The 13,486-nt window shown below is 62.5% G+C and carries 9 protein-coding genes; 6 read left to right on the top strand and 3 right to left on the bottom strand.

Annotated elements, in window-relative coordinates; all coding sequences use genetic code 11:
- Nucleotides 1–669 precede the first annotated feature (669 nt).
- From M1D68_RS22835 to M1D68_RS22815, 5 genes are all read left to right on the top strand, one after another.
- Nucleotides 670–1,278, top strand: a complete 609-nt coding sequence (locus M1D68_RS22835) for a YqiA/YcfP family alpha/beta fold hydrolase (RefSeq protein ID WP_420766170.1) — start codon at nt 670–672, stop codon at nt 1,276–1,278.
- A 42-nt stretch (nt 1,279–1,320) separates the two neighbouring features.
- The gene (parE, locus tag M1D68_RS22830; protein ID WP_420766171.1) at nt 1,321–3,225 is read left to right on the top strand and encodes a DNA topoisomerase IV subunit B; all 1,905 of its coding nucleotides are present in this window, start codon (nt 1,321–1,323) and stop codon (nt 3,223–3,225) included.
- Nucleotides 3,225–4,211 (top strand): esterase-like activity of phytase family protein, encoded by a 987-nt coding sequence (locus tag M1D68_RS22825; RefSeq protein WP_457968450.1) that lies wholly within the window; start codon nt 3,225–3,227, stop codon nt 4,209–4,211. Before parE ends, M1D68_RS22825 begins: the two co-directional genes overlap by 1 nt.
- Nucleotides 4,212–4,310: 99 nt before the next feature.
- Nucleotides 4,311–6,575, top strand: a complete 2,265-nt coding sequence (gene parC, locus M1D68_RS22820; RefSeq protein ID WP_420766173.1) for a DNA topoisomerase IV subunit A — start codon at nt 4,311–4,313, stop codon at nt 6,573–6,575.
- A 179-nt stretch (nt 6,576–6,754) separates the two neighbouring features.
- A complete protein-coding gene (locus M1D68_RS22815) occupies nt 6,755–7,459 on the top strand; it encodes a PqiC family protein (protein WP_420766174.1) in 705 nt (234 codons plus the stop codon).
- Nucleotides 7,460–7,695: 236 nt separating this feature from the next.
- Here M1D68_RS22815 and M1D68_RS22810 read toward each other — a convergent pair whose 3' ends face one another.
- A complete protein-coding gene (locus tag M1D68_RS22810; protein WP_434560980.1) occupies nt 7,696–9,210 on the bottom strand; it encodes an AhpA/YtjB family protein in 1,515 nt (504 codons plus the stop codon).
- A gap of 133 nt (nt 9,211–9,343) precedes the next feature.
- Between M1D68_RS22810 and serB the strand changes: the two genes are divergently transcribed.
- Nucleotides 9,344–10,558 (top strand): phosphoserine phosphatase SerB, encoded by a 1,215-nt coding sequence (gene serB / locus M1D68_RS22805; RefSeq protein WP_420766176.1) that lies wholly within the window; start codon nt 9,344–9,346, stop codon nt 10,556–10,558.
- A 170-nt stretch (nt 10,559–10,728) separates the two neighbouring features.
- Here serB and M1D68_RS22800 read toward each other — a convergent pair whose 3' ends face one another.
- Nucleotides 10,729–12,489 carry a molecular chaperone gene (locus tag M1D68_RS22800; protein WP_434560978.1) on the bottom strand — a complete coding sequence of 587 codons (1,761 nt, stop codon included), beginning with the start codon at nt 12,487–12,489 and terminating at the stop codon, nt 10,729–10,731.
- Nucleotides 12,490–12,619: 130 nt separating this feature from the next.
- Nucleotides 12,620–13,480: an archaetidylserine decarboxylase gene (gene asd / locus M1D68_RS22795; RefSeq protein ID WP_457968446.1), complete on the bottom strand. Its 861-nt coding sequence runs from the start codon at nt 13,478–13,480 to the stop codon at nt 12,620–12,622.
- Nucleotides 13,481–13,486 lie beyond the last annotated feature (6 nt).

Genomic DNA, 13,486 nt, shown 5'->3' with positions numbered 1-13,486 from the left:
CTTTTTTCAAACACCAAAAAAAGTAAGCAAAAAAGGCTTGGCCCCACCACTCGGTGCCTCGCCAAGGCTCGGCATGCCCTCACTCCGGCATTGCTCCGTGGGCCCGCCGCGAAGGACCATCCATGGTCCAGCGCGGCTATCCCGGCATCCATGCCGGGATGCCCACTCCACAATGCCTGCGTTCGGCCATCGTGGTTAACGGGGCCCCTAGATCAAAAGCCAAGCCGAGGCGGCCTTAGGGCCGGCCTGGCTCTCGGTGGGACCGCGTTTCCCCTGTGGGAGCGAGCCTGCTCGCGAAGACGGCGGCACATACAACATGGATGCAAGCTGACCCACCGCCATCGCGAGCAAGCTCGGCTCCCACAGCAATCGGCGGTGGACGCTGATCTTATAAACGACCAAAAACCTTCGTCGAGCCGAGGCTATGAGGATTCAAGGCTGACAAAGCCCCCGTGGCGAGGGAGCTTGCTCCCGCTGGCCTGCGGAGCAGGCCCCAGACCAGGCACAGCGTTCTGTCAGTCAGATGGGGCATTACCGGTTTGGGGCTACTGCGTAGCCCAGCGGGAGCAAGCTCCCTCGCCACTAAGGCGAAGTGTTATCGAAATCACCCCAAACCCCCACAAACTCCCTGTAAACTCCGGCCTTTGCCCAGCACCCAGGGAGTCGGCAATGTCGGGTTCGATCCTTTATATCCATGGCTTCAACAGCGCCCCGGCGTCGACCAAAGCCTGTCAATTGGTCGACGTGATGGCTCGCCTTGGCCTCAGCGACCAATTGCGGGTGCCTGCCTTGCATCACCACCCTCGCCAAGCGATGGAGCAGATGGAGCAGGCGATTGCAGAACTGGGCCGGCCGCTGCTGGTCGGCAGCTCGCTCGGCGGCTACTATGCGACTCACTTGGCCGAGCGCCACGGGCTCAAGGCCCTGTTGGTCAATCCTGCCGTGAGCCCGCATCGGATGTTCGACGGGTACCTGGGAACGCAGAAGAATTTGTACACCGACGAAACCTGGGAGTTGACCCACGACCACGTCACGGCCCTGGCCGAGCTGGAAGTGCCGGCGCCCCGGGATCCGCAGCGCTTTCAGGTATGGTTGCAAACCGGTGACGAAACGCTGGATTATCGCCACGCCCAGCAATATTACCGGGCCTGTGCCTTGCGCATCCAGGCCGGCGGTGACCACAGTTTTCAGGGGTTTGCCCGACAGTTGCCGGCGTTGTTGAGTTTTGCCGGCATTGGCGCCGATTTGTATCAGGCGATCGACTTCACGTCGCTGTGAGCCATCGCCCCCTTTTTCATTGAACACTGACGACGAGACCCCATGGCCACTCCCAGCGCTAGCTCTTATAACGCAGACGCCATCGAAGTCCTCTCGGGCCTCGACCCGGTGCGCAAGCGCCCCGGCATGTACACCGACACCAGTCGGCCGAACCACCTCGCCCAGGAAGTCATCGACAACAGCGTCGACGAAGCCTTGGCTGGGCATGCGAAGTCGGTGCAGGTCATCCTGCACGCCGATCACTCGCTGGAAGTCAGCGATGACGGTCGCGGCATGCCTGTGGACATTCACCCTGAAGAGGGCGTGTCGGGCGTCGAGCTGATCCTCACCAAGCTCCACGCCGGCGGCAAGTTTTCCAACAAGAACTACCAGTTCTCCGGCGGTCTGCACGGGGTGGGTATTTCCGTGGTCAACGCCTTGTCGACCCAGGTGCGGGTGCGGGTCAAGCGTGACGGCAATGAATACCAGATGACCTTCGCCGACGGCTACAAGGCCACCGAGCTGGAAGTGGTCGGCACTGTCGGTAAGCGCAACACCGGGACCAGCGTGTATTTCGCCCCGGACCCGAAGTATTTCGATTCGCCGAAGTTCTCCGTCACCCGCCTCAAGCACGTGCTCAAGGCCAAGGCTGTCTTGTGCCCGGGGCTGTTGGTCAGTTTCGAAGACAAGGCCACCGGCGAGAAGGTCGAATGGCATTACGAAGACGGCCTGCGTTCCTACCTGGTGGACGCGGTCAACGGTTTCGAATGCCTGCCCACCGAGCCGTTCTGCGGCAGCCTGGCCGGTAACAAGGAAGCCGTGGATTGGGCGTTGTTGTGGCTGCCCGAAGGTGGCGAAAGCGTTCAGGAAAGTTACGTCAACCTGATTCCGACGGCCCAGGGCGGCACGCACGTCAACGGCTTGCGCCAAGGCTTGCTCGACGCGATGCGCGAGTTCTGCGAGTTCCGCAACTTGCTGCCCCGTGGCGTGAAGCTGGCGCCGGAAGACGTCTGGGAGCGCATCGCCTTCGTCCTGTCGATGAAGATGCAGGAGCCGCAATTCTCCGGCCAGACCAAGGAACGCCTGTCGTCCCGTGAGGCGGCCGCCTTCGTTTCCGGCGTGGTCAAGGACGCGTTCAGCCTCTGGCTCAACGCCAACCCGGAAACCGGCCTGGCCCTGGCGGAGCTGGCGATCAACAACGCCGGCCGTCGTCTCAAGGCCAGCAAGAAAGTCGAGCGCAAGCGCATCACCCAAGGACCGGCGTTGCCGGGCAAGCTCGCCGATTGCGCCGGGCAGGATCCGATGCGCTCCGAGTTGTTCCTGGTGGAAGGTGACTCCGCCGGTGGTTCGGCCAAGCAGGCGCGGGACAAGGAGTTCCAGGCGATCCTGCCGCTGCGGGGCAAGATCCTCAACACCTGGGAAGTGGACGGCAGCGAAGTGCTGGCCAGCCAGGAAGTGCATAACATCGCGGTGGCCATTGGCGTCGACCCCGGCGCCGAGGACATGAGCCAGCTGCGCTACGGCAAGATCTGCATCCTTGCCGACGCCGACTCTGACGGCCTGCACATCGCCACGTTGCTCTGCGCCTTGTTCGTCCAGCATTTCCGCCCGCTGGTGGATGCCGGCCACGTCTATGTGGCGATGCCGCCGCTGTACCGCATCGACTTGGGCAAGGAAATCTACTACGCCCTGGACGAAGCGGAGCGCGACGGCATTCTCGACCGCCTGGTCGCCGAGAAGAAACGCGGCAAGCCGCAGGTCACCCGATTCAAAGGCCTGGGCGAGATGAACCCGCCGCAGCTGCGTGAAACCACCATGGACCCGAACACCCGTCGCCTGGTGCAGTTGACCCTGGACGACTTCGCGGCAACGTCGGAAATCATGGACATGCTGCTGGCGAAAAAACGTGCAGGCGACCGCAAGACCTGGCTCGAATCCAAGGGTGACCTGGCTGAGGTCCTGGCCTGATGCGCAAGGGTTTCGCCCTGGCGCTGTTGCTGTGGGCGGGGGGGGTAGTGGCCGAGCCGGCGCCGGAGCTCACGTTGTTGTCCGAGCATGTCGTCGAAGGCATGCGCGGCGGCAATTTGTCTGGGCTGGCCCTGTGTGGCAACGAAATGTGGACTGTGTCCGATCGCGACGATGACCGGATCTATCGCCTCCAGCCGGTCGATGCGCCAGTCTGGGCGGCCGAAGTGGTCGAGATCGAGGTGCCGATGGTGCCGGACAGCGGTTTGCCGTGGGGCTTGAGGTCCCGCACATGGGCGGCGTCGTTCCTGCGCGGTGGCGAATTGGATTTTGAAGGCATCAGTTGCGACAGCGCAGGCAATCGCTATGTGGTCAGCGAGTCCCATGCCGCCGTCCTGCAAATCCCGCCGACAGGCGCTGCATCGTGGTTGAAAGTCGCCCCGACGATGATTCGTCAAGCCCGGGGCAGTGGCATGTTGTTGCATTTCAATTCGCTGTTCGAAGGCCTTGCGGTCAACCCGGCCGGGGATCACATCTGGCTGGCGGCCGAGCGTGAACGGCGCGGCCTGCTGTTGATCAAGCGCCAGCAAACTGTCTGGGACTGCGACGGCAATTGTGTGTTGCTTAGCGAAGCGGGGCAGCAGATGCAGCCGCCTCAATTCCCCAAGGCCAAGGCGGTTTCACGGGATTTTGCCGATCTGTCATTGTTCAACGGCAAGCTGTTTACCCTGGAGCGCAACGCCTTCCAGATATGCCGGCGGGATGCGCGGACGGCCGAGGTCGAGCGCTGCTGGTCGTTCGCAGCCGAGGCCTTGCAGGACGCTCGTCGTTTTTCCCAGCCCTACGGACTGGCCGAAGCGCTGGTGGTGGACGCCACCGGCGCGTGGATTGGCCTGGACAACAACGATGGAGCCCGTGCCGATGGCGAGCGGCGGCCGGTGATCTGGCGCTTCGCCGCGCCGGACAGCGGCTGGGGCGCCTCGCCATGACCCGGCAATCGCCGGGCACCAGCGCCCTCCAAGCATTTGAATTTATCCTGCGCGACGGCAATGCGCCGTTGCGCCAGACAACGAACTGATGAGGCCCGCATGAGCGATATTCTTGCAGACAGCTTGGACGGCGTAGAACGCCGGTCGCTGGCTGACTTCACCGAAAACGCCTACCTCAATTACTCCATGTACGTGATCATGGACCGCGCCTTGCCGCACATCGGCGATGGCCTGAAACCGGTTCAACGGCGGATCGTCTACGCCATGAGCGAATTGGGGCTGGATGCTGACTCCAAGCACAAGAAATCGGCCCGTACCGTCGGTGACGTGCTCGGTAAGTTCCACCCCCACGGCGACTCGGCCTGCTACGAAGCGATGGTGCTGATGGCCCAGCCGTTCAGCTATCGCTACACGCTGGTGGACGGGCAGGGCAACTGGGGTGCGCCGGATGATCCCAAGTCCTTCGCGGCCATGCGCTACACCGAGGCGCGGTTGTCGCGCTATTCCGAGGTGCTGCTCAGCGAACTGGGCCAGGGCACCGCGGACTGGGGCCCTAACTTCGACGGCACCCTCGACGAACCCCTGGTGTTACCGGCGCGTTTACCGAATATCCTCCTCAACGGCACCACCGGCATCGCCGTCGGCATGGCCACCGACGTGCCCCCGCATAACCTGCGGGAAGTGGCCACTGCGTGCGTGCGTTTGCTGGACGAGCCGAAGGCCACGGTGGAGCAGCTCTGCGAGCATATCCAGGGGCCGGATTATCCGACCGAAGCGGAAATCATCACGCCCCGCGCCGATCTGCTGAAAATCTATGAAACCGGTCGTGGTTCGGTGCGCATGCGGGCCGTTTATCACATCGAAGACGGCGACATCATCGTCACGGCGCTGCCCCATCAGGTCTCCGGGGCCAAGGTGTTGGAGCAGATTGCCGCGATGATGCAGGCAAAACCGTCGAAAGCGCCCCAGGTGGCCGACCTGCGTGACGAATCCGACCACGAGAACCCATGCCGCATCGTGATCATCCCGGTCAACAGCCGGGTCGACCACGAAGCGCTGATGCAGCACCTGTTCGCCAGCACCGACCTGGAGTCTAGCTACCGGGTCAACATCAACATCATCGGCCTGGACGGCAAGCCGCAGCTCAAGAACCTGCGGGCGTTGCTGGTGGAGTGGCTCGAATTCCGGGTCAAGACCGTGCGCCGGCGCCTGCAATTCCGCCTGGACAAGGTCGAGCGCCGCCTCCACCTGTTGGACGGTTTGCTGATTGCCTACCTCAACCTGGACGAAGTGATCCACATCATCCGGACCGAGGAGCACCCCAAGGCCAAGCTGATCGAGCGTTTTGCGCTGAGCGAAATCCAGGCCGACTACATCCTCGACACTCGCCTGCGCCAGTTGGCGCGCCTGGAAGAGATGAAGCTGCGTGCCGAGCAGGACGAACTGCTCAAGGAACAAGCCAAGCTGCAAGCCTTGCTGGGCAGCGAAGCCAAGCTCAAGAAGCTGGTGCGCACCGAGCTGCTGAAGGACGCCGAAACCTACGGCGACGACCGTCGCTCGCCGATCGTCGAGCGCGCCGAAGCCAAGGCGTTGAGCGAGCACGACCTGCTGCCGAACGAGAAGGTTACCGTCGTGCTCTCTGAAAAAGGCTGGGTGCGCTCGGCCAAGGGGCATGATATTGACGCCGCCGGGCTTTCCTACAAGGCCGGGGATGGCTTCAAGGCCTTGGCGCCGGGGCGTTCGAACCAGTTTGCGGTGTTCATCGACTCCACCGGGCGTAGTTATTCGGTCCCGGCCCACACCTTGCCATCGGCCCGTGGACAGGGCGAACCGCTGACCGGTCGTCTGACGCCACCACCGGGTGCAACTTTTGAATGTGTGCTGATGCCTGATGATGACGGGCTGTACGTTATCGCGTCGGACGCCGGGTACGGGTTCGTCGTCAAGGGTGAGGATCTGCAAGCCAAGAACAAGGCGGGCAAGGCGCTGTTGAGCCTGCCGAACAACGCCAAAGTCATCGCGCCTCGCCCAGTCATCGACCGCGAGAGCAATTGGCTGGCGTCGGTGACGACAGAGGGCCGGTTGCTGGTGTTCAAGATCAGCGATCTGCCACAGCTCGGTAAAGGCAAGGGCAACAAGATTATCGGTATTTCCGGCGAACGGGTGGCGAGTCGCGAGGAATATGTCACGGATATTGCAGTGATACCGGAGGGTGCCACGCTTGTGCTGCAGGCTGGAAAGCGTACGCTTTCATTGAAAGCGGACGATCTTGAGCATTACAAAGGTGAACGTGGTCGGCGGGGCAACAAGCTTCCGAGAGGTTTTCAGCGGGTGGATGCACTGCTCGTCGAAAACCTCAATTGAGCGTGCTAGAGGGCTCGGTCCGCGATTAAAAGCCGCGGATCGGTGCTTTGGCGCTGGAGTCGGGACGCATATTCACGGATGATAGGCCCTTTCAAGCGCCGGCGTGGCCGAGCGTTCTTCAATAATGACCGAGTATTTTTCACTGTGGTAAGCCTTGTGGCCGCCACCTGGACGAGACGATGACTGCTCTGCGCCTTCCTATTTTGTGGCTCGCCGGCCTGCTTGGCCTGGCGGGCTGCAGCATGAACCAGCCGGTGTCGCTGTACCAACTGGACAGCGGTACCCCGGCCCAACCTGCACAAAGCACGGGCATGGCCGTACTGCTTGGCCCGGTTCTGATCGCTGACTACCTGCAGCGTGAAACCTTGTTGCAACGTCAACCGGACGGCAGCCTGCAAGCCGCCACCGATGGTCGTTGGGCCGGCAGCCTGTCTTCGGACATCGATCAATTATTGCTGCGTCAGGTGGCCGGACACCTGGACAGCCAGCGCGTGGTACTGGCCCCCGCTACCCAGGGGTTCACTCCGGACGTACAGGTCTTGTTGTCGATTACCCGTCTGGACTCAGGCAAATCCCAACCTGCGGTACTGGATGCCCAGTGGCGGCTGATCGATCGTCGCGGCACGGTTCGCGAAAACCGTATCGTGCACCTGCAGGAGCAGCATGCAGGTACCACCGCGGCGCAGGTCCAGGCTCAAGGCGTGCTTTTGCAGCGCCTGGCCGAGCAACTGTCCGTGTCGCTCAAGCCCCTGGCCAACCAACCCCCTATCGCGGAAGTCCCGCGCAAGGCGGCGCCCGCTCCGGCCAAGCCGGTGGAAAAGGAAAAGGACAAGATTCCCATGGCTCTGCCGATTCGTACGGACATGGAAGTGTTCCGGTTCTGACGATTTGATGACTGCCAGACAAAGCCCGCGTTGATGCGGGCTTTGTTGTTTCTGCCGGTTGGAATATCTGGTGTCTGTGCTGGCCTCATCGCGAGCAAGCTCGCTCCCACAGGGGACCTACGGTCGTATGAAGATCCCTGTGGGAGCGAGCTTGCTCGCGATAGGGCCAGCGAAGGCAACAAAAAACCCGCAGACGATTACTCATCTGCGGGTTTTATTATTTCAGGGCCGAGACCTCAGGCCTGACGCTCATGCATGCGCGCCAGTTGCCGCTCCAGCATCGATGGATATGGCTCCATCAATCGTTCCACACAGCAAGCGCCTTCCGGGCTGGCGATGGGGCGGATGCGGGTGCGTTGGCGGATCAGGGCGTCATCGTTGATCTTGCGCTCCACCAGCAACAAGTTGCGGCTGTGCTGGGAGAGGGCCAATGCGTCCTGGGCGGTTTCGGTGAGCAGCAGGTCGATCTGGCTCAGGCCGAACAGGCCGTCGCCCAAGGTCAAGCCCAACTGCAATTGCAGGGTGATGCCGCTGTCGGCGACTTCGATTTGCAATTGATGACCCAGCGCGCGCAGCAGTTCACCGCAGCAAATGGCGTTGGTCAGGTAGTCGTCGCCGCTGTCTTCGGCATGGAAGAGCATCAGCGTACTGCCGTCATTGAGGGTATGCAGTTCGCCTTGATAAAGCGATGCGGCTTGGTCAAGGCAGTCGCGATAGCGTTCGAGCAGCTCCTTCAGGCGCGCCTGGGGCAGGCGGCGCAGCTGATCCTGGGCACCCAGTTGAACGGCCAGCACGGCGCTGTGCTGGGGCACGTTCGAGGCGGGGCGGGCAGCCGGTTGAGGAGCGCCGGTCACCGCGTCGTCGCGCAAATCGGCAAAGGCGTCGTCGTCTTCCTCGTCTTCGACCGTGCGCACCACATGGCGCGGCGCAGGGCGGGAGGCGGGCATCGGTGCGCTTTCGTCAAAGCCCGGGTCACGCAGGTTGCGCACCTCGAAGCCCGGCTCGGCATCGTCCTCGTCGACGTAGTCGATGTCTTCAGGCTCCGGCACCGGCTCAGGTTCCGGCGCGAAGCTGGCGTGTAGTTGCCGAGCCAGGTCGCCGATCTCATCCTGGCGCTGGGTCGCCGGCGTGTGTTCATCGATGTCCCGCAGCCAGACGCGCAATTGCAACAACGGCGTGGAGATGTGCCGTCCCAGGCGCAGGCTCAAGGCCAGGGCAAGCGCCAGCAGGATCGCGCTGAGAATGCCCATGCTTTGCAGGCTGATGGTCATCGGTTGCTGGAACTGGTCCATGTCCAGGCTGATGCGCAGTTGCCCGGCCGTCACATCCTGGAAAGTGATCTTGCTCTGGTACATGCCGCCGGTCTCGCCCAGCAGGCCAGGTTTAGGGCGCTGGCCGGCCTCCGCGAGGATGCGGTTGTCCACGCTGTAGATGGCGGCGTGGGCGACCAGTTTGTTCTTGGTCAGGTTGTTGAGCAGCACGTTGAGGCTGAGGATGTCGTTGGACACCAGCAACTCGGTGGCGGAGGTGGCGGTCTGGGTGGTCAGGCTTTCACCCAGGGCGTCCGCCTGCTCATGCATGGCCTGCTTGAATTGCAGGCCCATCACGCAGGCATAGATGACCAGGGCCAGGGCGACCAGGATCACGTTATGGCTGGCGATGCGCAATGCAATCGGCACGCGGCGATGGCGCAATGCACGGAAGATCAGCAGGAAGAAGTTGTCGGTTTTGACTGGCGTGGGCCGGTTCACTGAGCTCGGCTCTTTGTCCGTGAAATTGACGCGCAGTATAGCGACAGGCCCATGGCCGGCAAAGCACTGGCGGTGCCCGATGGTCACTGAATGTGGGTAGAATGCGGTTTTTTTCCACCTGCGGGGGTGCGCCTTGCGCGAAATTGTCCTGATAAACATCACTGGCAGCGACCGTCCGGGTCTGACTGCGGCCATTACCGGCGTTCTGGCCCAGGGTGGTGTGACCATTCTCGACATCGGTCAGGCGGTGATCCATGACACGCTGTCGTTCGGCATCCTGGTTGAAATTCCGGACGCCGAACAAAGCAAGTCGGTGCTCAAGGACATCCTGTTCACGGCCTACAAGCTTGACCAGCAGGTGCGTTTCACCCCGGTATCCGAAGCTGATTACCAGCATTGGGTAGCCGGCCAGGGCAAGAAGCGCCACATCGTGACGCTGTTGACCCGCAAGGTGACCGCCGAGCAGTTGCAACGGGTCAGTTCGATCACCGCCCAATACGGGCTGAACATCGACCATATCGACCGACTCTCCGGGCGTATGCCGCTCGATACTCCGGCTGACCAGGGCAAGGGCTGCATCGAGTTTTCCGTGCGCGGCGAACCGGCCGATCCCCAGGCGCTGCGGGCCGAATTCCTCAGCGTGGCCCAGGAGCTGAACGTCGACATCGCGTTCCAGGAAGATTCGCTGTTCCGCCGCAACCGTCGCCTGGCGGTGTTCGACATGGATTCGACGTTGATCGAAGCCGAAGTCATCGACGAATTGGCCAAGGCGGCTGGCGTGGGCGATAAGGTCTCGGCGATCACCGAGCGGGCCATGGCCGGCGAGCTGGATTTTCGTGCCAGTTTCAAAGAACGCCTGGCGCTGCTCAAGGGCCTGGACGTCAGCGTGCTCGATTCCATCGGCGCCTCACTGCGGCTGACGGAGGGCGCCGAAACCCTGTTCGCCGAACTCAAGCGCCTGGGCTACAAAACCGCCATCCTGTCCGGCGGCTTCACCTATTTCGCCAAGCAGTTGCAGGCCAAGCTCGGCATCGACTACGTGTTCGCCAATGAACTGGAAGTGGTGGACGGCAAGGTCACCGGCGTGGCCGTCGAGCCGATCGTCGATGCCCAGCGCAAGGCGGACCTGCTGCGCGAATTGGCCGAAAAAGAAGGCCTTCGCCTGGAGCAGACCATTGCCGTGGGCGACGGAGCCAACGACCTGCCGATGCTGGCCATCGCCGGCCTGGGCGTGGCGTTCCGGGCCAAGCCGCTGGTCAAGCAATCGGCCCGGCAGGCGATTTCGACCTTGGGGTTGGATGGGGTGTTGTACCTGTTGGGCTTCCGGGATCGCGACGGGCAGGTTTGAGCAATTCGCCGATCGTTGGATTTCGCATACCCGTGGCGAGGGAGCTTGCTCCCGCTGGCCTGCGCAGCAGGCCCAATACGGCCCACCTGAAACGCCTGGGTGTCAGGTTTCGGGGCCGCTTCGCGGCCCAGCGGGAGCAAGCTCCCTCGCCACGGAATAGTTGTTGTTCCTTAGAGCGACTTCCACAACGAATCGAAATCCCCCTCTTGCGTGCCGTCACCCCCGTTCGCCGCTGATTCGTCCTGGCGATAAGCGAACTGGTTGAAACTGTGGGTGCTGGTCACTCGTCGATCGAGCCCAGCGCGCCGTTCCTCGCCATTGGTGTTGATCAACACCTGCTGGCCTTCCTGGAAAGGCAGGCGCGGGGCGATTACGGTGGGGGGCAAGTCGATGGCGCTGATCTCCGGAAGCAGCAGCCCGCGCAGATAGTGCCCTTGCTCGTTTTGCTCTCGAAGCAATTGCAGGCCGCACGGCTGGGCATGGGGCGCGACCAGTTCGATCCCCATCTGCATGGCGCCATTGCGCACCTGGCGAATCCAGCGCACCACGGCGATGCTCCAGCTCTGGTCGTTGGCGTCCCGGATACCCACCATTTCCCCAGCCTGTAGTTGTTCCGGCACCTCCTTCGGCCAGCCAAGGCAGTAACCTCCCGGGCTGTGGTTGATGATCGGCAAGTCGTAGGTGGGGAAATGGTGCTGGTTGTCGGAGCTTGCGGCGTCATCATCGGCCGGATTGACCGGGTATTCGATTTCTTCGTAGGGCAAAAGCTCACTGTCACCGCTGGGCGCTGCGTCGAAGGCTTGGTCCCAGGTATCGTTTTTCCGGGTGGGCGACGCCTCGAAGCGGGCCTTGCGGGTGGCCGGGTTCTTCAGGATTTCACTGAATGAGCGTTCGCCGCCAAGGTAATAATGCAAGGCGCTCATGCCCACGCACAGGGTCAGTGTGCCGTTGCCCTCGGTGCGCTGGAAACTGCGCTCGGCAGCTTCGCCCCAGGCGGCTTGCAGATGATGCAAGGTGTCGGCGCTCATGCCGGCCGGTACCGTCAATGTCGACTCGACCGGTTGCGCCAAGTGGGTGGTAATGGCACGCACCAGCGGCTGTGGGTCGAAACCCAGCAGCGTGGGTTGCTGTTCCGCCCGGAATTTCGAGCGGTAGCGCGGACCGACATCCAGCTGCGGCGCGACCGCGAACAGGCTGGAGGCGGTCACGGCCGGGTCCAGCTTGACCCCTTGGCTCCAGGGTTCGAGCACTTCGGCCAATCGGGCAATCTGGCTCTGGCGCAATTGGTTGCTGCGCGAGGCGCCCAGCAATAGCGCGACGACGTAGGTTTGCTCGACGTTCAGTTGGTGAACCTGGCTGGCCAGTTCATCGCTGACGGCCAGGTGCTGCAGTTTATGCTGGCAAGCGATCCGGTACAGCTGATGCAGATCGAGCCAGAGCCCCTCGGGCACAGGGCTGTACAACTGGCTGGAGCGTAGCAACGTGCTATTGAGCGCGTGGACTGCCCGTTGCGCTGCGGTAGCCAGCAGGCGCGCCCGGTCCTTGGAAAATTTCGACGAGATACGCCCGACGATCTGTTTGTAGCCCATCGCCAGGTGGGCTTGCAGGGCCTGGCACAGGTTGACGATTTTGCGCGATCGCTCATCCAGCACGATGGCCTGCTGCAGGAAGTGCCGCTCAAGGTGCTTGCAGACGTAATAAACCTCTGGTCGCAGCAGCTCCAGCAGTTGCAGGCGATTATCGCTGGGGGTCAGCAGTTGGTTCAGCTCGCCGAGTGCCTGGTACAGCAGGCGAGCGGTTTCGCCGATGTTGGCCTTGGGCAGATTGGCGATCCAACGCTTGAGGTCGCGTGGCGCGGCATCGCAGAAAGACAGGCGCGACTGGGTCGGTGTCAGGACGCGCAGTAGCTGGAGAGGGCTGGTCTCATTCATGCCGTGGACGGGCTCCGGCGGGAAATGAAAAGGATGTTTCCAACTCTAGCAGCTGTAGGCGAAAGAGGTGCTCTGTGATTGTCGGATACCCAGTGGGAGCGAGTTTGCTCCCACTGGGTGAGCTTTTGGATCAGGCGTTCGGCAGTGCCAGGGCCTGGCCCATCTGCACCGGCGAGCCCGCCACGAGGTCTTCGGCCCATTTCACCTGGTCTGGTCCAAACAGCACGATAGCGGTTGAACCCAACTTGAACCGGCCCAGTTCGGCGCCTTTTTCCAGGTGGATCGGCGCGCGAGCGGCCTCATCGTAGCGGAAAGTCTTCAATTCGCGCTTGGGCGGTGTCACCAGGCCGGCCCAGACGGTTTCGATGGAGGCGACGATCATCGCGCCCACCAGCACCACGGCCATCGGCCCGCGCTCGGTGTCGAAAATGCACGCGACGCGTTCGTTGCGGGCGAACAGCTCCGGGACGTTTTCGGCGGTGGTCTGGTTGACCGAGAAAATCCGTCCTGGGATGTAGACCATTTCCCGCAGGGTGCCGGCCAGCGGCATGTGTACGCGGTGGTAGTCCTTGGGCGACAGGTAGATGGTGGCGAAGTCGCCGCCCATGAATGGCGCCGCGTTGGCCTCATCCCCGCCCAGCAGTTCCAGCACGCTGAAACTATGGCCCTTGGCCTGGAACACCCGGCCATGCTCGATCGGGCCGAGTTGGCTGACGGCGCCGTCGGCGGGGCTGAGGATCGCGCCGGGCGTTTCGTCCAGGGGACGAGCACCGTCTTTCAATGCGCGGGTGAAAAACGCGTTGAAGTGTTCATAGGCGGTGAGGTCTTCCACCAGCGCCTGGGACATGTCCACCTGGTAACGCTTGGCGAACCAGGCCGTGAAGGCGTTCTTGAACCAGCGAACGCGACACTCGGCGATGCAGCCGGCCAGCCGCGACAGCAGGTGGTGCGGCAGCAGGTATTGGGAGAGGATGAACAAGCGGTTTTTCATTAACTG

It is taken from the genome of Pseudomonas sp. R4-84, from assembly GCF_054130985.1.
This window is presented reverse-complemented; position numbering and strand designations above follow the sequence as displayed.